The following is an 18,645-nucleotide window of genomic DNA, read 5'->3' as shown; positions in this document are numbered from 1 at the left end:
CGCTGTCCGGGAGAAACTAGGCGACGCCCTCGGCGCGCGCTGCTTCGGCGACGGCCTCGGCCACTGCCGGAGCCACGCGCGGATCGAGCGGGCTCGGGATGATCTTGTCGACGGCGAGCTCGTCGGCGACGACGCCGAAGATAGCGTTCGCGGCGGCGACCTTCATGCCCTCGGTGATCCGGCGGGCACCGGCGTCGAGCGCACCCTTGAACACCCCGGGGAAGGCGAGCACATTGTTGATCTGGTTCGGGAAGTCGCTGCGGCCCGTCGCCACGATCGCCACGTACTTGGCGGCCACGTCGGGGTGGATCTCCGGGTCCGGGTTGGACATGGCGAACACGATCGCCTCCGGCGCCATCGAGGCGATGAGCTCTTCGGGGATGGTGCCCGCGGACAGGCCGAGGAACACATCGGCGCCGGCGAGCGCGTCGGCCGGGCCGCCGGTCAGGCCGCGCGGGTTGGAGCGGGCGGCCAGGTCGGCCTTCACACCGTTGAGGCCGTCGCGACCGGTGCTGACGATGCCCTTCGAGTCGAGCACGACCACATCGGGGACGCCGGCGGCGATCAGGATGTTCGCGCATGCCACACCGGCCGCACCGGCGCCGGAGACGACAACCTTCAGCCCGGACATGTCACGGCCCTGCACCGCGGCCGCACCCTTGAGGGCGGCCAGCACCACGATGGCGGTGCCGTGCTGGTCGTCGTGCATGACCGGGCAGTCCAGCGCCTCGATGACGCGACGCTCGATCTCGAAGCAGCGCGGAGCGGAGATGTCTTCCAGGTTCACCGCGCCGAAGCTCGGACGCAGGTGGATCAGCGTCTGGACGATCTCGTCGGGATCGGTGGTGTCGAGCACCAGCGGGATCGAGTTCAGGCCGGCGAACTTCTTGAACAGCGCGGCCTTGCCCTCCATCACGGGCAGCGAGGCGCGCGGGCCGATGTCGCCGAGGCCGAGCACGGCGGTGCCGTCGCTGACCACGACCACGAGCCGGTCGGTCCAGGTGTAGGTCTTGGTGAGCGCGGGGTCCTCGGCGATAGCGCGGCTGACCTGGGCGACACCGGGGGTGTAGGCGATGGACAGGTCGCGCTGGGTCTCGAGGGGGGCGCTGAGCTCGACAGACAGCTTTCCACCGAGGTGACCCGCGAAGATCTCCTCCTGGGTGATCGCAGCGAGGCTCGCTGCGTCATCGGCCTTGGGCGCCGCGGTGGCATTCGGTGCGTCAGTCACAGGTGACACGATTTCACTCCTGCTCGAGTCGGGCTCAACCGGGGGACGGTTACCGCCGGGTATATCGGAACTACTAATTTCTGGGACGCCGGATCGCTACGACGCTGGATCGCTTACACGCTCATCGGGTGCGCGTCCGCACGCGTTTCGCGGTGGCAACCGGTACACGTGGCGCGGCACTGATCCGCCGAGCGGAACCGGACGGGTGTGTCCGGGCGAGCAAAACGGGTCGACCAACGCTGCGACGGTGCGTCGCACGGCGGAAGGTCACCATGTTTCCCCGAACCCGGCGGTGGCAAGGGAAGGGAATCCGCAACATTCTGCCAGCACGATGCGTTGATTGCCAAACCGCGTCATGTGTCGAGCGTAGCCGTGTCGAATTGCCGTGGCGTAAGCGAAAACTCGCAGCGCAGCGGGAACATCCGGTGAACTTTCACACCGTGGCGGGGGTGGCCGCGGTGAGCTCGCCACCGAGCGGCTCCGGCCATTCCTCCCGGCGCACCCACACGTCGTCGAGCCCACCGCAGCGCAGCCGGACCAGCCAGTCCGAGTGCGCGGCGGGGTGGTCGATGCGACGGTGGATACCACGACTCTCGGTACGCACGAGCGCGCTGTAGCCCGCCCACCGGGCGACGGCGAGCAGCGCGGCCGCCTGGCGTGCCCGCAGCTGCCCCACCCCGAGGCCGCCCAATTCGAACTGGGCGCCGGGCCACATCGCGTCCAGTTCGGCGATGCTGTCGCCGAGGCTGCCCGCGCTGCGCCGGTAGCTGCGGCGCAGCGGCAGCGTGTGCTCCTGCACCAGGCCGATCACCGACCGTGGGTCGATGTGGGCGTGCGGCCCGAGGCCGGCGCCCGGCACCGGACGCGCACTGCTCGCCCTTTCGTTGGCGACCGCGAACGCGGCGGCGCCCTGCCCCGCCCAGGTGCCCGAGGCCAGCGCCCAGGCGCCGTTGAGGCCGCCGCGGGCGCTCGCCGCCCCGGTGACGATCTGCCGGCCGGTCACATCGCCGGCACCGAACAGGCCACGGATCGTCGTCGAGCAATCGGTATCGGCGAGGGCCAGCCCGCCCGCGCCACGGATGGTTCCCGCCAGTACCGCTCGCACGGGTACCCGGCCCGCGCCGTCGACCGCGCCGTGCCTGCTCAGCCAGTGCCGGACGGTGTCGGGCACCTCGCTCAGCGCCGCGAACACCCGCCGGCCGTCCGCGATGGCGGTGAGCGCCGCCGGGTACTGATCGGGCAGTTCGACGCCCGCTTCGTCGTAGAGGGCCGCGAAATGCACCGACAGCCCGGGCGCGACCGCCGGATGCGGATGTACTCGCGACAGCACCGGCGCCAGTCCGTAGGCACTGGAGAACTCCATCCCGCACAGTTCGGCGCCTGCCTCTGCCGCCATCAGCAGGCCCTCGCCGGTACTCACCTCGGTGCCCGCACCGCCGGACAGGAACGCGCAACCACCGGTGGCGACCACGACCGCACCTGCCCGGATGGCCCACGGCCGAAACTTGTTGTGACGCTGGACCCCCGCCGCACCGACCACGGTGCCCGCCGGATCGACCAGCAATTGCAGCGCCGGATGATGATCGAGGATGCGCACGCCCGCCTCGAGCGCGCCGCGCCGCAGCCGGCGCAAGTAGCTCGCGCCGTCGAAGTGCACGTGGGCCGGGTCGCCGTTCGGATCGGGCACGCGATGGCGGGTCCCCGACCAGGTCTGCAATCGCCGGTGGGTCTCGTCGACCACGCGGTGCAGCCAGGCCCGATCACCGAGCCCGCCGCCGGAAACGAACATCTTCTCGACCGCCTCGGCGCGGCCAGGACCGGGCGGGATATCCCAGAGCACGGTCGTGCCGTACACGGTGGGACCGCTGGAACCGCAGCGGCTCTTGTCGACCAGCACCACCCGCGCGCCCGTCGCCGCGGCCGAGACGGCAGCCCAGAGCCCCGCGGGTCCACCGCCGAGGATCAAGACATCCGTTTCGATGCTGGTCACAAAGAGAAATATTCGGGCACAGTTCACCCGTCCGCAACCATTACGCGGCCGTCAACCCCACCATTGTGTCCAAAGCAATACACCGGCCGTGACCAAGACCGCCGCGGACCCGAACAGGGTGGACATGCCGCGGCGCCGGTCGGCGAAGACCTGCGCGACGACCACCACGACCGCGGCCACGAAATGCCACGCCAGCGATTCCGCGCCCGGCCCGGGAAAGTCGCGGCGCGAGCCGATCACCGCCGCGCCGACGACCACGCACAAGAGCACGACAACCCCACCCGCGACAACGCCGCTGACCGCACGAAGCAGCGTCACGGGGCGATCACCGGCGTCCCGCTCGCCTTGTCGATGAGTGCTTCGTACTGATCGGGATCGGTGCCACACGCGCCGATCTCGATGGTCTTGTTGCTGCCGTGATAGTCCGACGAGCCGGTGCGCACCAGACCCAGTTCTCGCGAAAGCCCGGTCAGCACAAGGCGATCGGCTTCGCTGTGATCCGGGTGGTCGATCTCGAGCCCGCCGAGGCCGAGCCCGGCCAGCTCCCTGATGTCGTCGAGCGCCAGCAGCCTGCCCCGCTTCCGTGCGCGAGCATGGGCGATCACGCTGACCCCGCCCGCGGCCGCGATCAGCCGCACGGCCCTCGGCAGCGGGGTGTCGGCCTTCTCGGCGTAGTAGGGCCCGTGCGGAGCGAGTAGATCGACGAACGCGGCATTCACGCTCTCGACCACGCCCGCCGCGACCAGTGCCTGCGCCAGATGCGGCCTGCCCACCGCCGGACCCGCGGTCGCCATCACATCGACGGGATCGATCGGCAGTCCGTCGGCCGCCATCTTCTCGGCCATCGCCCGCACTCTGGCCACCCGCTCACCGCGCAACCGCTCGCGCTCCTCGGCGAAACCGCGGTCGGTGGGGTCGAACAGATACGCCAGCAGGTGCACCGGCACCGGGTAGCCGTCCTCCCCCATGCCCGTGCACGACATCTCCATGCCACGCACCAGGGTGAGTCCCGAGGGGCGGGCAGCCTCGGCCTCCGCCCAGCCACCGGTGGTGTCGTGGTCGGTGATCGCGACGACGTCGAGGCCGGCCGCCGCGGCATGCCGCACCAGTTCGGCGGGGGTGTCGGTGCCGTCGGAGGCGGTGGAATGGGTATGCAGGTCGATGCGCACACCTCAGTCTTACAGTGCGGTGTCGGGTCCCGCGCGTTCCCGGGTACGCGAGAACCGTGCCCGTAGGATCCACTCGGTGCCCTCATTTCCGCCGATGCCGTCGTTCCACGGGCCGAATCGCGCGACGAAAACACCGCGACCTCAGGTCCCCGTCCCGACGGCGCGAGCGATCGTCGACTGCGGGGTCTACGTCGACGGCGAGCGGCAGCCGGGACATTTCACACCGCAACAGGCGCTGACAGCGGCGGAGCGGACCGATGCGGGATTCGTCTGGATCGGCCTGCACGACCCGGACGAGCGGCAGATGAACGACATCGCCTCGATCTTCGACCTGCACCCGCTGGCGGTGGAGGACGCGGTGCAGGGCAGGCAACGCCCCAAGCTCGAGCGCTACGCCGACACCCTGTTCCTGGTGATGAGCACGGTCTGCTACGTCGAACACGACATCGACTCCACCAGCGAGATCGTGGAGACCGGCGACATCATGGTCTTCACCGGGCCGCGCTTCGCCGTCACAGTGCGCCACGGCGAACACACCCACCTGTCCACGGTGCGCCACGAGCTCGAAAAGCAGCCCGAGCAGCTGAAATACGGGCCGACCGCGGTGTTGCACGCCGTCGCCGACCACATCGTGGACACCTACGTCGATGTCACCGAGTCCGTCGGCGTCGACATCGACGAAATGGAGGAGGCGGTGTTCACGCCCGCCTCGAAGATCGGCATCGGCTCGATCTACCAGCTCAAACGCGAAGTGGTGGAATTGCGAAGGGCGGTCGCGCCGCTGGCGGTTCCGCTGGAGCGGCTGGTGAACAACACCGACTTACCGGTGCCGACCGAGATCCGTCGCTATCTGCGCGACGTGGCCGATCACCAGGCCAGCGTCTCCGATCACATCAGTTATTTCGACGAAGCGCTCAGCGGGTTGGTCAATGCCGCGCTGGCCAAGATCAGCGTTCAGCAGAACACCGACATGCGCAAGATCTCGGCCTATGCCGCGATGGCGGCGGTGCCGACGATGATCGCCGGCGTGTACGGCATGAACTTCGACCACATGTGGGAGCTGCACCAGGTGTGGGGCTACCCCGTGGTGCTGATCGTGATGGCAGTGCTGTGCGCGGTGCTGTTCCGCAGCTTCCGCCGAAACGGCTGGCTCTAGAGATTCACCGCGCCGCGCTCGGGATCACGCACGTCGATCCCGGCTTCGGCCCACGCGTCGCGCAACGCTTGGGCGCCGCGCACACGCACCCAGGCGGCCTCGGTCGCGGTCACCGGGGTGACGCTGAGGTAGCGCACCGGGTCGGCAGGGTCCGGCAGCGGGATCGCGGGAATATCGCTCTCACCGAGCACGACCGCGGTGAACTTCGCGTTGCGCCACAGCGGTTCTCCGAGATCGAGTAGCGCGTCGGCCTGCAGCACAACGCCTTCCACGGCGGGCGAGGCGACCAGCACACCGAGGGATTTGGCCACCCCGACCTGCGGGTCGGCGCTCATCAACAGCGTCAGGACCAGTTCCGCGCGCGGTCCGCGCACCGGGTCGGCGAGCAGATCGGTCGGATCGCCCATCGGATGACGGGAACCGCCCAGCGTCGCGTAGTGGACCGCGCCGTCGCCCGGAATACGCAGGATCTCGACGGGTTCCAGCCCGAGGAAGGTCAGCGACGCCGAATCGACCTGGGCGCGTTCGACATCGAAGTGGTCCAGCACCGCGGCACGGACCGTGTTCTCCACATCCATCGCGCTACAGGGCCAATCTGGCAAGCATGTCGCGGGCCTGTTCGGCGGACTTCGGATCGCACAGCACGTCGTAACGGCCCGCGACCAGCTGCATGGTCGAGGCGAAGTCGCGCTGGCCCTTGGTGGCCGCGTACGGGATCGACGTGGTGATGACGCCGAAGACGATGCCGCCGAGCAGGCCGACGACGAGCGGACCGAGCGCACCGCCGGTGGTCGTGAACAGGCTCAGCAGCAGACCGAGGAACAGGCCGAGCCAGGCACCCGACACCACGCCGCCGCCGATGACCTTGCCCCACGTGAGCCGGTAGAGCACCCGCTCCACCTGCATCAGATCGACACCGACGATGGTCACGTCCTGCACCGGGAACTGCCCGTCGGCCAGGTAGTCGACCGCGCGCTGCGCCTCGGCGTAGGTCGGATACGAGCCGACCGGCCAGCCCGACGGCGGCGTCGGCAACGCCTGCCGCCCGCGATTCGAGTTGCCCAAGGGATTCGTCATAGTCCTATTCTGCTATTCGTCGACCGACTGTGCCGCAGTGAAACGCGCCATTCACCCCCGCGGGGATCAAGCGCCGGTTCTCGTCATCCCCGCGGCGCGCCCCTTGTCGGCGACAACCTGAGCCATCTTGGCGCTCGCTTCGTCGATCATCTCATCCCCCAACATGACAGCGCCACGCGCGCCACCGGCCTCGGAGGTGTGGAAGGCGTAGGTCTCCAAGATCAACTCGGCGCGGTCGTAGTCGGCCTGACGTGGACTGAAGATCTCGTTGGCCGCGTCCACCTGGCCGGGATGCAGCACCCACTTGCCGTCGAAACCCAGCGCGGCCGTGCGGGCAGCGGCCCGGCGGAAACCGTCGACATCGCGAATTTGCAGGTAGGGACCGTCGATCGCCTGCAACCCGTGCGCGCGAGCGGCGAGCAGGATGGTCATCAGGATGTGGTGGTAGGCGTCGCCGACGTCGTAGCCTTCCGGCTGCTCGCCCACCACCAGCGTGCGCATATTGATACTGGCCATGAAATCGGCGGGCCCGAACACCAGCGTCTGCACGCGCGGGCTCGCGGTGGCGATGGCGTCGATATTGCGCAGGCCCAGCGCGTTCTCGATCTGCGGTTCGATGCCGATCCGGCCGACCTCGAGACCGCTGGCCTTCTCCACCTGGGTGAGCAGCAGATCGAGCGCCCGCACCTGACCCGCGTCGGTGACCTTGGGCAACAGGATCGCGTCGAGCCAGCTGCCCGCGCCCTCGACCACGCTGATCACATCGGCGAAGGTCCATTCGGTCGACCAGTCGTTCACCCGCACCACGCGCAACTGCGAACCCCAGCCCGGTTCGTTCAGGGCGGCGACGATATTCGCCCGCGCGGCCGCCTTGGCGCCGGGGGCGACCGCGTCCTCCAGATCGAGGAACACCTCGTCGACCGGCAGAGTTTTCGCCTTCGCGATCATCTTCGGGTTGCTACCCGGCACCGCGAGCACCGAACGACGTGGCTTCATGAGGAGCGCCTCCTGGTTCGAGCGGCCGTACTCGACCGATAGCCTGATGGTCATGGCAACCACCAGGGTGTATGTCGCCCGGCTCGCCGGCCTGACGGTGCTGGGTCCGGACGGGGAGTCTATCGGCCGGGTCCGCGACGTGGTCGTCGCCGTCCGCAACGCACGCCAGCCGCCGCGGGTACACGGGCTCGTCGTCGAATTGCTCACCCGGCGGCGAATTTTCGTACCGATACTGCGGGTGACCGCGATCGAACCCGGCATGGTGACGCTCAATACCGGGACCGTGAGCCTGCGCCGTTTCGCACCGCGAGCCGGCGAGCTCCTGGCCATGGCGCAGATCGTGGACTCGCAGGTGCGGGTGAACGACCCGGACCTGCCGGATCTGGCCGACGTCGACGTGCTGGTCGCCGATCTGGGTATCGAACAGACCAGGACCAGAGATTGGATCGTCAGCCGGGTCGCGGTGCGCGGACATCGGCGGATCGGGCGCAGGCGCGCGGTGCATGTCGTGGAGTGGTCACAGGTCGACGGGCTCACCCCCGCCGAAGTGGACCGGCCCGGCCAGGACGTGACCACCCTGCTCACCCAGTTCGAGGGACTGCGCGCGGCCGATGTCGCGCATCGATTGCGTGAGCTGCCGGAGAAGCGGCGCATCGAGGTGGCGATCGCCCTCAACGACGAACGCCTCGCCGACGTGGTCCAGGAACTGCCCGATGACGACCAGGTCGACTTGCTCAGCCACCTCGAGGTGCGCCGCGCCGCCGACGTGCTCGAGGCGATGGACCCCGACGACGCCGCCGACCTGCTCGGCGAACTGCCCGAGAGCGAAGCCGAATCACTGTTGGCCCTGATGGATCCCGAGGAATCCGAGCCGGTGCGCCGACTGCTCGCGCACTCCCCCGACACGGCGGGCGGTCTGATGACGCCGAAACCGATCGTCCTCGGGCCCGCGACGACCGTCGCCGAAGCGCTGGCCCGGGTCCGCGACCCCGACCTCACGCCCGCGCTGGCCTCGATGGCCTTCGTCGTGCGACCACCCACGGCCACACCGACCGGCCGCTACCTGGGCTGTGTACACATTCAGCAGCTGCTGCGGGAACCGCCCGCGCACCTGGTGGGCGGGATCGTCGACAGTGACCTGGCGCCGCTGTCCCCCGACCTGCCGCTCTCGGCGGTGACCCGCTATTTCGCCACCTACAACCTGGTGTGCGGGCCGGTGGTCGACGCGGAGAACCATCTGCTCGGCGCGGTGACCGTCGACGACGTCCTCGATCATCTGCTGCCCGAGGATTGGCGAGAAGAAGAGCCCCCGGCGCTGCAGCAGGTCGAGGCGAGCGGGAGTACGGCATGAGTGAGAAGAATCCGGCGCGGCAACGCTTGGAGACGCCGGTCGGGTCGCGCTTCCGCTTCGACTGGGATTCGGACGCCTTCGCACAGGCCAGTGAGCGCGTCGCCCGGTTCCTCGGCACCGGGCGCTATCTCGCGATCCAGACGGTGATCGTGATCGTGTGGATCCTGATCAATGTGTTCGCGGTGGCGCTGCGCTGGGATCCGTACCCGTTCATCTTGCTCAACCTGGCCTTCTCCACCCAGGCCGCCTACGCGGCGCCGCTGATCCTGCTGGCGCAGAACCGTCAGGACAACAGGGACAAGGTCTCGCTCGAAGAGGACCGGACCCGGGCCGCGCAGACCAAGGCCGATACCGAGTTCCTCGCCCGCGAACTCGCCTCACTGCGTCTGGCGGTGGGCGAGGTCGCCACCCGCGACTACCTGCGGCGTGAACTGGAGGAGATCAAGGACGTGCTCGACCGCATCGATGCGGTCACCACGCCCGACGGCGCGCCGAAGCCGGACAAAAAGCGAAAAGCAGTCCGCAAGAAAACCTCCGGTCAAACGGCCTCTTCCGCCCCGATTTCGCCTGGTGCTCCAGATGCATGACCGGAAATGCTCAACAACTTCCTGACCGGTAGGTAACCTGGATCACGTTGTTCCGGGTGGGCCGGAGGGGGACTCTGCGGCCTGCCGCTTTTCGACGAAAAGGGTGTGGCCGTGCGAATTTCTGCTCCGATAACGATGTCGGCCCTTGTAGTCGCAGGTCTTGTCGCCTCCGGGTCCGGGGTGCACACCAGCGACCCGAGCACCGCGCCGACCGCACCGGAGGCCCTGCTGGCGGCCACGGCGAGCACCGCCGAGGACACCCCCGAAACCGATCCGTCCGAGATCGTCGGCCTGCTGCCGGTCGCGCAGGAGGCGCCGCGCCGGTTGCGCGCGCTCAACGCCAACACCGCCGCACCCTTCGCGGGAACAGTTCCGCTGCAAAGCATTTCGCTGCCCACGGGCAGCGGCGCGCTCGGCATCCCGGAGATCGTGCTCGCCGCCTACCGGAACGCCGAGCTGGCCATGGAATCCGCGCAGCCGGGCTGCGGGCTCACCTGGAACCTGCTCGCGGGCATCGGCCGGATCGAATCCGGGCACGCCAGCAGTGGCCGCACCGACCCCGCCGGTACGACGACGACGCCGATCTTCGGCCCCGCCCTCGACGGCACCCTGCCCGGCAACGAGGTGATCAAGGAAGCCGACGGCGGTTTCGTGCGAGCCCTCGGCCCCATGCAGTTCCTGCCGAGCACCTGGGCGCACTACGCCGCCGACGGCAACGGCGACGGCGCCTCGGACCCGCACAATGTCTTCGACGCGGCGCTGGCCGCGGGCAAGTACCTCTGCTCGGGTGGCATGAACCTGCGCGAGGCGGCCCAGGAGCTGCGGGCGGTCCTGCGCTACAACAACTCGATGTCCTATGCGGCCAACGTGCTGAGCTGGTCGGCGGCGTACCGGACCGGCGGCGCGCCGAGTCAGGTGGCCATCTCGCCGGAGATCATCCCGCCGGGTAGCGGTCCGCTGGTGGCGCCCAATGTGCTGGCGGCCTCGACCAACACCCCCACGTCCACCACCACGCCCACCCCGGCGACGCCGAAGGTCACCACGCCGACGCAGGTGATGATCACGCTGCCCGGCCTGCCGCCGATCCCCTGCGGGATCTTCTGCCCGGCGCCGGTCGCCCCGCCCGAGACGTGTGTGAGCGAGCCGCTGCCCGCGCAGATGCCGAACCCGCTCGCACCCGAGCAGCAGCCCGCCGACAAGCCCGCCGAGCAGACCTACGGCGCTGCGGCGCCGAAGGATCCGGCCGCACCCGAGCAGCCGGTGGTCGAGCCCGCCGCGTGCACCCCGGCGGCGGTCGCCCCCACGGAGACCCCCGCACCCACCACACCGGAGAAGACACCGGAACCGGGTGTCGCCCCGGCCGAGGAGCCCGCACCCGCCGAGCCCGCGCCGGTGGCGCCCACCCAGCAGCCCGGCATCACGCTGCCGTTCGGCATCGTCATCCCGCTGCCGCCCGCCCCTGCACCGGCCCCGTAGAAATCAAACCGAAATACAGATCACGGAGGGGTAACAAAAAGGTCTCGGGTGCGGTAATCTCTTCTCATCCAACACGGTTGAGGAGGGCACCACACAGTGGGTCGTCATCGGAAACAGCCTGCTACGACAGTTCGCCGTAGCTCGCTCATCGCACTGACCGGATTGGTCCCCGCTGGATTGGTAGCCGTGACCGCGGCCGCCACCGAGGCGACCCCGGCAACCAACGCAGCTGTCGAGCACGACCTGCTGCCCGGCGCCGAGCCGGAGGCTACGGCCGATCTGGTCTCGTCGCCTCAGGCCGACATCGCCGAGGTCGTCCACGCGGAAGCGCGCCAGTCGCCCTCGGCCGCGCCGGTCGTGAAAACCGTTGCACTGCCGGATGATCGTGCGTCCGCCGATATGCCCGCGGGTCCGCTCGGCATTCCGGGCATCGCCGTCGCCGCCTACCAGACCGCCGAACAGCAACTGGCCGTGGAGAATCCGCACTGCGGGATGTCCTGGTCGCTGCTGGCGGGCATCGGCCGCGTCGAGTCCACCCACGCCTACGGCAAGGCCGACGCGCAGGGTAACCCGATCAAGGCGGTCTACGGGCCCGTCCTCGACGGCAGCCTCTCCGGCAACAATGTCATCCACGACACCGACGGCGGCGAGCTCGACGGCCTCGGCGGCTACGACCGCGCCATCGGCCCGATGCAGTTCCTGCCCGAGACCTGGCACCGCTACGCCGCCGACGGCAACGCCGACGGCATCGCCGACCCCCAGAACCTCTTCGACGCGGCCCTCACCGCGGGCCGCTACCTGTGCGACGGTGGCCTGAACATGCGCGACCTCTCCCAGCAGTCGAAGGCGATCCTGCGCTACAACAACTCGATGGCCTACGTCGCCAACGTGATGGCCTGGTCGGGTTCCTACTCCAGCGGCCTCGCCCCCAAGCCCCAGGACCTCCCCCGAATCCACTAGGAAGCGGCCTACCGGCCGGCGACTGTCGTCCCCGGATCGTCGACCGATCCGGGGGCGCATAACATCGGGGGTATGTCAGTGATTACGGAAGCGGATGTGCGGGCGGCGCTCGCGAAGGTCGACGACCCGGAGATCCGCAAACCGATCACCGAGTTGGGGATGGTCAAGTCCATCGCCATCGCCGACAGCGGTGATGTGCACATCGAGATCTACCTGACCACCTCCGGGTGCCCGTTGCGGACCGAGATCATCCAGCGGGTCACCAAGGCCGTCGCGGACGTCAACGGCGCGGGGGCGGTGACCGTCGATCTCGATGTGATGAGCGATGAGCAGCGCACCGAGCTGCGCAAGTCGCTGCGCGGCGATTCGGCCGAGCCCGTCATTCCGTTCGCCCAGCCCGGTTCGCTGACCCGCGTCTACGCGGTGGCTTCCGGTAAGGGTGGCGTCGGCAAGTCCAGCGTCACCGCCAACCTCGCCGTCGCGCTGGCCCAGCGTGGACTGTCGGTCGGTGTGCTCGACGCCGATATCTACGGCCACTCCATCCCGCGCATGCTCGGCTCCGACGCCAAGCCCACCCAGGTCGAGCGGATGATCATGCCGCCGGTGGCGCACGACGTGAAGATGATCTCGATCGCGCAGTTCACCCAGGGCAACACCCCCGTGGTGTGGCGCGGTCCGATGCTGCACCGCGCGCTGCAGCAGTTCCTCGCCGACGTGTTCTGGGGCGACCTGGACGTGCTGCTGCTCGACCTGCCGCCCGGCACCGGCGACGTCGCGATCTCCCTCGCCCAGCTCATCCCGAGCGCCGAGATCCTGGTCGTCACCACCCCGCAGATCGCCGCCGCCGAGGTGGCCGAGCGTGCGGGTGCGATCGCCCTGCAGACCCGCCAGCGCATCGCCGGGGTCGTGGAGAACATGTCCTGGCTCGACCTGCCGGATGGTTCACGCATGGAGCTCTACGGCTCCGGCGGCGGCCAGGTCGTCGCCGACCGCCTCACCCGCGCCGTCGGCTCGAATGTGCCGCTGCTCGGCCAGGTCCCGATCGAGCAGGCCCTTCGCGAAGGCGGCGACGACGGCAACCCGATCGTGCTCGCCGACCCGGCGAACCCCGCCGCCGTCGCCCTGCTCGGTATCGCCGACAAACTCGCTGTCCGCAAGCGTGGCCTCGCGGGCATGTCCCTCGGCATCGATACCACTCGACACCTGTAGAACATGGGTAACTCACCGGGTACGTGCAAACCTGACGACCTCGAGAACCGTCGGTCGCCAACGGCGCGCAAGTCCGCACACGAGTCCGGCTCGAATACGCGGAGAGGCGGAGGAGCTTCATGCTGACGCTGCTTCTTTACGTGCTCATCGTCGGGTTGGTCGCGGCGATGCTGTTCCTCGTCGCCAGTGCGGTATTCGGGCGGTCCGAGGAGCTCGGGCCCTTACCCGAGGGGACCACCGCTACCGTGCTGCCCGCCGACGGCGTCACGGGGGCCGATGTGCGGGCGTTGCGATTCCAGCAGGTGGTGCGCGGGTACAAGGCCGGCGAGGTCGACTGGGCGCTGGGCAGGCTGGCCGAGCGGATCGACGAACTCGAGTTCGAGCTGGCGCAGGCTCGGCAGTGGCAGGCGCAGGTAGCGGCGGGCCAGGATCGCGGGTGAGCGAGCTCGCCGACGACGGCCTCGTGCGCTGCGACTGGTCGACCGGCTCGCAGCTGTACCGCGATTACCACGACACCGAATGGGGTCAGCCCCTGCACGGTGACGACGCCATGTTCGAACGGCTCTGCCTCGAGGCCTTCCAGTCCGGCCTGGCCTGGATCACCGTCCTGCGTAAACGGCCCGCCTTCCGCAGTGCGTTCGCCGGTTTCGAGATCGCGAAGGTCGCCGAGTTCGACGATCACGACCGCGCGCGGCTGCTGGCCGACGCGGGCATCGTGCGCAACCGCGCCAAGATCGACGCGGTGATCAACAACGCCCGGGTTGCTCGCGACCTGCCGGTGAGCCTGGACGAGCTGCTGTGGTCGTTCGCACCCGCGCCACGCCCACGGCCGACCTCGATCGAGAATGTGCCCGCCACCACACCCGAATCCATTGCTCTGGCAAAGGAATTGAAGCGCCGAGGGTTCGCTTTCGTCGGCCCGACGACGGCGTATGCCCTCATGCAGGCAACCGGCATGGTGGACGATCACCTGGATGTTTGCTGGGTGGCAGCGGTACCGAACGGAACCGACTCCGCAGTCACATTTCGCACTCAGGTGTCCGCCCGCGACGGCAATAGGGAAGAATAGGACCGGTGTGGCCCGCCGAACACCCGGCGAGCCCGCTGGTTGGCGACAACCGGCAGACGAGAAAACAGTGCGCAGAACCACCGCGCAGATCTGGAGGGAGCAGAGGATGGCGGCCATGAAGCCCCGTACCGGGGACGGTCCCCTCGAAGCAACCAAGGAAGGTCGTGGAATCGTCATGCGGGTTCCACTCGAGGGTGGCGGGCGTCTGGTCGTCGAACTCACACCGGACGAGGCTGCGGCGCTCGGTGACGAACTGAAGAGCGTCACCAGCTGAATGCGCTGACCGAGGTCGCCGCACTTCTGGCCTGCCCGGAGTGCGGCGACGAGCTGCAACCGCACGATCGTGCGCTGCGATGCGGCACCGGTCACAGCTTCGACATCGCCCGCCAGGGCTATGTCGGACTGCTGACCGGCGCATCGACGAAAATGACCGGCGACACCGCCGACATGCTCGACGCCCGCGCCGCTTTCCAGGGTGCGGGTCATTTCGCCCCGATCGCCGCGGCGATCACTCGTGCCTTCGACACCGTCGCGACGGTGCTCGAAATCGGGGCGGGCACGGGCTACTACCTCGCCGACGTGCTCGACGCGCACTCCGATGCGCTCGGCATCGCCTTGGATGTGGCCAAGCCCGCCGCCCGTCGAGCCGCCCGCGCGCACCTTCGCGCGGCCTCCGTACTCGCTGACGCCTGGCGCGGCCTGCCACTGCGCGACGATGCCGTCACCGGCGTGCTCTCAGTGTTCGCCCCGCGCAACCCCGCCGAGGTCGCCCGCGTCCTCGCGCCCGGCGGACGCTTCGTCGTCGTCGCTCCCACGACGCGTCATCTGGGCGAGCTGATCGGCCCCCTCGGCATGGTGGGCGTCGACCCGGACAAGGACCGGCGCCTGGCCGACTCGCTCGCGGGCGCGTTCGCCCGTGCCGAGCACACCCTCGTCGAGTTCCCGATGAAGCTGTCTCGCACCGATGTCACCCATGTCGTCGCGATGGGCCCGTCGGCCTTCCACCGCACATCCGCCGACGATCCACGCATCGCGGCACTGCCGGACGTCACCGAGGTGACGGCGTCGGTCACCGTGTCGACCTATCTGCCGAACCGCTGACCTAGCGCAACACACTCCGGTACACGTCGAGCGTGTGCTCGGCGATCCGCGCCCAGTCGAACTCCGCGATCGCCCTCGCCCGCCCGGCCTCGCCGTAGCGCACGGCCAAGGCCGGATCCCCCGCGACCTCGTTCACCGCGGCGGCGAGCCCGCGCTCGTATTCCCCGGTCGCCTCGGGGTCGTAGTGCACCAGACGCCCGGTGACCCCGTCGTCGACCACCTCCGGAATCCCGCCGACGTCCGAGGCCACGACGGCGGTCGCGCACGCCATCGCCTCCAGATTCACGATGCCCAGCGGTTCGTACACCGACGGGCACACGAAGACCGACGAAGCGGACAGGATCTGGCGGACCTGCTCGGCGGGGAGCATCTCCTTCACCCAGAAGACGTTGCCGCGCTGCCGCTGCAATCCGTCGACGGCGGCGGCGACCTCCACCTCGAGTTCCTTGGTATCGGCCGCACCCGCGCACAGCACCACCTGGATGTCCGGGGCGAACGAGGCGGCCGCGGCGAGCAGGTGCCCGACGCCCTTCTGCCGGGTGATCCGCCCGACGAAAGACACGATCGGCAGGTCGGCGCGCACGCCGAGCCGCTCGAGCACCGGCGCCTCGTCGGCGGCGGGCGGGCCCGGGTGCCACACGCTCGCGTCGATACCGTTGTGCACCACATGGACTCGATCGGGGTCGATCGCGGGATAGGCGTCGAGCACATCGTGGCGCATGCCTTCGCTGACCGCGATCACCGCGTCGGCGTTCTCCATCGCGTTGCGTTCCGACCACGACGACAGCCGGTACCCGCCACCGAGCTGCTCGGCCTTCCACGGCCTGCGCGGTTCCAGCGAATGCGCGGTGAGCACATGGGGGATCCCGTACAGCATGGCGGCGAGATGACCGGCCAGGCCCGCGTACCAGGTGTGCGAATGCACCACGTCCACGCCGCCCGCCGCGTCGGCCATCCGCAGCTGCGCCGACATCATCTGCAACGCGGCGTTGGCGGCGTACAGCTCGGGGTCGGGGCGATGCACCACCGCACCGGCGCGCGGCGCGCCCATGCAGTGCACGGTGACGTCACAGAGCTCACGCAATCGGGAAGTGAGTTCGGTGACATGTACTCCCGCACCGCCGTACACCTCGGGGGGATACTCCCGGGTCAGCATCGCCACCCGCAGCGGTTGCGCTGGAGTCTGCTCGCTGTCGGTGCCATCACTCACCGGTCCAAATTAGACCCTCGGGTCGACATGGGCCACCGTAACCTCGCTGGCCCTGTACTTTGAGCAGGGTGAGGAGCCAGCCGCACGTACTCGGGATCGTGCTCGCCGGTGGCGAGGGCAAACGACTGTTTCCACTCACGGCCGACCGCGCCAAGCCGGCGGTTCCGTTCGGTGGCGCCTACCGGCTCATCGACTTCGTGTTGAGCAACCTCGTGAACGCGGGATACCTGCGTCTGTGCGTGCTCACCCAGTACAAGTCGCACTCGCTCGATCGCCACATCTCCCAGACCTGGCGGCTGTCCGGCTTCACCGGTGAGTACATCACCCCGGTGCCCGCCCAGCAGCGTCTCGGGCCGCGCTGGTACACCGGCAGCGCCGACGCGATCATGCAGTCGCTCAACCTGATCTACGACGAGGATCCCGACTACATCGTGGTGTTCGGCGCCGACCACGTGTACCGGATGGATCCGGAACAGATGGTGGCCAGCCATATCGCCTCGGGCGCCGGTGTCACCGTCGCGGGGATCCGGGTGCCGAGGGCCGAGGCCAGTGCGTTCGGCTGCATCGACTCCGACGAGTCCGGCAAGATCACCCAGTTCCTGGAGAAGCCCGCGCACCCGCCGGGTACCCCCGACGACCCGAACGTGACGTTCGCCTCGATGGGCAACTACGTGTTCACCACCCGCGTGCTGGTCGACGCCATCCGCGCCGACGCCGCGAACTCCGATTCCGACCACGATATGGGCGGCGACATCATCCCGAAGCTGGTCGCCGACGGCAAGGCAGCCGTCTACGACTTCGCCGACAACGACGTCCCCGGCGCCACCGAACGCGACCGCGGCTACTGGCGCGACGTCGGCACCATCGACGCCTTCTACGAGGCGCACATGGACCTGGTCTCGGTGCACCCCGTCTTCAACCTCTACAACAAGCACTGGCCGATTCGCGGCGCGGCGGAGAACCTGCCGCCGGCGAAGTTCGCGCAGGGCGGGCTCGCCCAGGAATCGATCGTCGGGGCAGGCTCGATCCTGTCGGCGGCCACGGTCCGCAATTCGGTGCTGAGCTCGAACGTGGTGATCGAGGACGGCGCGACGGTCGAGGGCAGTGTGTTGATGCCCGGTGTGCGGATCGGGCGTGGCGCGGTGGTGCGCCACGCGATCCTGGACAAGAACGTGGTGGTCGGCGAGGGCGAGATCATCGGCCTCGATCTCGACCGCGACCGCGAGCGTTTCGCCGTCAGCAACGGCGGTGTGGTCACCGTCGGCAAGGGGATCTGGGTCGGTTAGCCCCGCGAGGCGCAGAGCAGACCGTCACCGATCGGGATCAGCACGCTGGTGAGCTCGGGGTTCTCGGCGATCGCCCTGGTGGCCGCGCGCACGGCCTGCGTCGCCGGGTCACGCTGTTCCTGATCGGGCACCCGCCCGCCGAGTAGCGCGTTGTTGAGGATGAACGCGCCACCCGCACGCAGCAGCCGCACGCCCTGTTCGACGTAGTGGGGGTGTTCCATCGGCGCCGCGTCGATGAAGACCAGGTCGTAGGAGCCGTCGGCCAGCCGGGGCAGCACGTCCAGCGCGCGCCCGTTGATCAGGCGCGTGCGCGACGGGGTGATCTCGGCGGTCCGGAACGCCTCCTTGGCCGCGCGCTGATGCTCGGGCTCGGAGTCGATCGTCGTCAGGGTCCCGTCCTCCCGCATCCCGTCGAGCAGCCACAGCCCGCTGACGCCCGCCCCGGTACCGACCTCTACCACCGAGCGCGCACCCAGCATCTGCGCGTACATGCTCAGCAGCGCGCCGACCGCCGCGGGCACCGGCGCGGCACCCAATTCGGTGGCCCGCTCACGCGCTTCGAGAAGGACCTCGTCCTCGACGACGGACTCCTCCACATAGGCCAGGTTCCGCTCCACGTTCGATGCCACAGCTATGAGGCTAAGCCACCGGAGGGGTATGTGTATTCAGCAAAGGGACGGATCCGGCACTGTGTCGCACCGAACCCGAACAATTGCCGGAGGTTTGCGGATCGGTCACAACAGTCCCCGAACTGCTGGTTCTCCGTTGCCGGCGGGACTA

At 69.0% G+C, this 18,645-nt stretch carries 20 protein-coding genes; 11 read left to right on the top strand and 9 right to left on the bottom strand.

What is annotated here, in order from left to right:
• Positions 1-16: 16 nt before the first annotated feature.
• The 4 genes from ACFTS5_RS31620 to ACFTS5_RS31605 all read right to left on the bottom strand — a co-directional run bounded on the left by ACFTS5_RS31620 (position 17) and on the right by ACFTS5_RS31605 (position 4,387).
• On the bottom strand, positions 17-1,237 hold the full coding sequence (locus ACFTS5_RS31620) for an NADP-dependent malic enzyme (RefSeq protein WP_378638290.1): 1,221 nt from the start codon (positions 1,235-1,237) through the stop codon (positions 17-19).
• Between the two features lie 424 nt (positions 1,238-1,661).
• Positions 1,662-3,218 carry an FAD-binding protein gene (locus ACFTS5_RS31615; protein WP_378638288.1) on the bottom strand — a complete coding sequence of 519 codons (1,557 nt, stop codon included), beginning with the start codon at positions 3,216-3,218 and terminating at the stop codon, positions 1,662-1,664.
• A gap of 51 nt (positions 3,219-3,269) precedes the next feature.
• The gene (locus ACFTS5_RS31610; protein WP_378638286.1) at positions 3,270-3,536 is read right to left on the bottom strand and encodes a hypothetical protein; all 267 of its coding nucleotides are present in this window, start codon (positions 3,534-3,536) and stop codon (positions 3,270-3,272) included.
• Positions 3,533-4,387 (bottom strand): PHP domain-containing protein, encoded by an 855-nt coding sequence (locus ACFTS5_RS31605; protein ID WP_378638284.1) that lies wholly within the window; start codon positions 4,385-4,387, stop codon positions 3,533-3,535. Before ACFTS5_RS31605 ends, ACFTS5_RS31610 begins: the two co-directional genes overlap by 4 nt.
• 67 nt (positions 4,388-4,454) lie before the next feature.
• Here ACFTS5_RS31605 and ACFTS5_RS31600 point away from each other — a divergent pair, with 67 nt between their 5' ends.
• On the top strand, positions 4,455-5,543 hold the full coding sequence (locus ACFTS5_RS31600; protein WP_378638445.1) for a magnesium and cobalt transport protein CorA: 1,089 nt from the start codon (positions 4,455-4,457) through the stop codon (positions 5,541-5,543).
• Here ACFTS5_RS31600 and ACFTS5_RS31595 read toward each other — a convergent pair.
• The 3 genes from ACFTS5_RS31595 to ACFTS5_RS31585 form a co-directional block, all read right to left on the bottom strand.
• Positions 5,540-6,121: a suppressor of fused domain protein gene (locus tag ACFTS5_RS31595; protein ID WP_378638282.1), complete on the bottom strand. Its 582-nt coding sequence runs from the start codon at positions 6,119-6,121 to the stop codon at positions 5,540-5,542. The genes ACFTS5_RS31600 and ACFTS5_RS31595 overlap by 4 nt on opposite strands.
• Before the next feature lie 4 nt (positions 6,122-6,125).
• Complete coding sequence (locus ACFTS5_RS31590; protein ID WP_056813349.1) at positions 6,126-6,620, bottom strand: general stress protein; 495 nt, start codon at positions 6,618-6,620, stop codon at positions 6,126-6,128.
• A 66-nt stretch (positions 6,621-6,686) separates the two neighbouring features.
• Entirely contained in the window at positions 6,687-7,616 is a 930-nt protein-coding gene (locus ACFTS5_RS31585) for an HpcH/HpaI aldolase/citrate lyase family protein (RefSeq protein WP_378638443.1), read from the bottom strand.
• A 52-nt stretch (positions 7,617-7,668) separates the two neighbouring features.
• Here ACFTS5_RS31585 and ACFTS5_RS31580 point away from each other — a divergent pair, with 52 nt between their 5' ends.
• From ACFTS5_RS31580 to ACFTS5_RS31540, 9 genes are all read left to right on the top strand, one after another.
• On the top strand, positions 7,669-8,967 hold the full coding sequence (locus ACFTS5_RS31580) for a magnesium transporter MgtE N-terminal domain-containing protein (protein WP_378638280.1): 1,299 nt from the start codon (positions 7,669-7,671) through the stop codon (positions 8,965-8,967).
• Positions 8,964-9,554, top strand: a complete 591-nt coding sequence (locus ACFTS5_RS31575) for a DUF1003 domain-containing protein (protein ID WP_378638278.1) — start codon at positions 8,964-8,966, stop codon at positions 9,552-9,554. The genes ACFTS5_RS31580 and ACFTS5_RS31575 overlap by 4 nt, the downstream gene beginning before the upstream one ends.
• A gap of 111 nt (positions 9,555-9,665) precedes the next feature.
• Positions 9,666-11,030: a lytic transglycosylase domain-containing protein gene (locus ACFTS5_RS31570; protein ID WP_378638276.1), complete on the top strand. Its 1,365-nt coding sequence runs from the start codon at positions 9,666-9,668 to the stop codon at positions 11,028-11,030.
• A 96-nt stretch (positions 11,031-11,126) separates the two neighbouring features.
• On the top strand, positions 11,127-11,990 hold the full coding sequence (locus tag ACFTS5_RS31565) for a lytic transglycosylase domain-containing protein (protein ID WP_378638274.1): 864 nt from the start codon (positions 11,127-11,129) through the stop codon (positions 11,988-11,990).
• Positions 11,991-12,062: 72 nt separating this feature from the next.
• Positions 12,063-13,199 (top strand): Mrp/NBP35 family ATP-binding protein, encoded by a 1,137-nt coding sequence (locus ACFTS5_RS31560; RefSeq protein ID WP_378638272.1) that lies wholly within the window; start codon positions 12,063-12,065, stop codon positions 13,197-13,199.
• A gap of 119 nt (positions 13,200-13,318) precedes the next feature.
• The gene (locus tag ACFTS5_RS31555; protein WP_378638270.1) at positions 13,319-13,639 is read left to right on the top strand and encodes a DivIVA domain-containing protein; all 321 of its coding nucleotides are present in this window, start codon (positions 13,319-13,321) and stop codon (positions 13,637-13,639) included.
• On the top strand, positions 13,636-14,268 hold the full coding sequence (locus tag ACFTS5_RS31550) for a DNA-3-methyladenine glycosylase I (protein WP_378638268.1): 633 nt from the start codon (positions 13,636-13,638) through the stop codon (positions 14,266-14,268). Before ACFTS5_RS31555 ends, ACFTS5_RS31550 begins: the two co-directional genes overlap by 4 nt.
• A gap of 106 nt (positions 14,269-14,374) precedes the next feature.
• Entirely contained in the window at positions 14,375-14,542 is a 168-nt protein-coding gene (locus ACFTS5_RS31545; RefSeq protein WP_011211259.1) for a DUF3117 domain-containing protein, read from the top strand.
• Positions 14,539-15,369, top strand: a complete 831-nt coding sequence (locus ACFTS5_RS31540) for a putative RNA methyltransferase (protein WP_378638441.1) — start codon at positions 14,539-14,541, stop codon at positions 15,367-15,369. The genes ACFTS5_RS31545 and ACFTS5_RS31540 overlap by 4 nt, the downstream gene beginning before the upstream one ends.
• Before the next feature lies 1 nt (position 15,370).
• On the opposite strand, the gene glgA is transcribed toward ACFTS5_RS31540, so the two are convergent.
• A complete protein-coding gene (glgA, locus tag ACFTS5_RS31535) occupies positions 15,371-16,537 on the bottom strand; it encodes a glycogen synthase (RefSeq protein WP_378638438.1) in 1,167 nt (388 codons plus the stop codon).
• A gap of 110 nt (positions 16,538-16,647) precedes the next feature.
• On the opposite strand from glgA, the gene glgC reads away from it, so the two are divergent.
• Entirely contained in the window at positions 16,648-17,865 is a 1,218-nt protein-coding gene (gene glgC / locus ACFTS5_RS31530) for a glucose-1-phosphate adenylyltransferase (RefSeq protein WP_378638266.1), read from the top strand.
• Here glgC and ACFTS5_RS31525 read toward each other — a convergent pair.
• A complete protein-coding gene (locus ACFTS5_RS31525; protein WP_378638264.1) occupies positions 17,862-18,494 on the bottom strand; it encodes an O-methyltransferase in 633 nt (210 codons plus the stop codon). The two genes, glgC and ACFTS5_RS31525, sit on opposite strands and share 4 nt — an antisense overlap.
• Positions 18,495-18,645: the final 151 nt, after the last annotated feature.

This window comes from Nocardia sp. NPDC056952 (genome assembly GCF_042674185.1).
Taxonomy (GTDB): Bacteria; Actinomycetota; Actinomycetes; order Mycobacteriales; family Mycobacteriaceae; genus Nocardia.
The sequence above is the reverse complement of the archived record's forward strand: the minus strand, read 5'-3'. Positions and strand labels throughout refer to the sequence as shown.

Coding starts and splice junctions, on each gene's coding strand:
- ACFTS5_RS31595 (WP_378638282.1), bottom strand. CDS start 6,121: ATGGATGTGGAGAACACGGTCCGTGCCGCGGTGCTGGACCACTTCGAT.
- ACFTS5_RS31590 (WP_056813349.1), bottom strand. CDS start 6,620: ATGACGAATCCCTTGGGCAACTCGAATCGCGGGCGGCAGGCGTTGCCG.
- ACFTS5_RS31585 (WP_378638443.1), bottom strand. CDS start 7,616: ATGAAGCCACGTCGTTCGGTGCTCGCGGTGCCGGGTAGCAACCCGAAG.
- ACFTS5_RS31580 (WP_378638280.1), top strand. CDS start 7,669: ATGGCAACCACCAGGGTGTATGTCGCCCGGCTCGCCGGCCTGACGGTG.
- ACFTS5_RS31575 (WP_378638278.1), top strand. CDS start 8,964: ATGAGTGAGAAGAATCCGGCGCGGCAACGCTTGGAGACGCCGGTCGGG.
- ACFTS5_RS31560 (WP_378638272.1), top strand. CDS start 12,063: ATGTCAGTGATTACGGAAGCGGATGTGCGGGCGGCGCTCGCGAAGGTC.
- ACFTS5_RS31555 (WP_378638270.1), top strand. CDS start 13,319: ATGCTGACGCTGCTTCTTTACGTGCTCATCGTCGGGTTGGTCGCGGCG.
- ACFTS5_RS31545 (WP_011211259.1), top strand. CDS start 14,375: ATGGCGGCCATGAAGCCCCGTACCGGGGACGGTCCCCTCGAAGCAACC.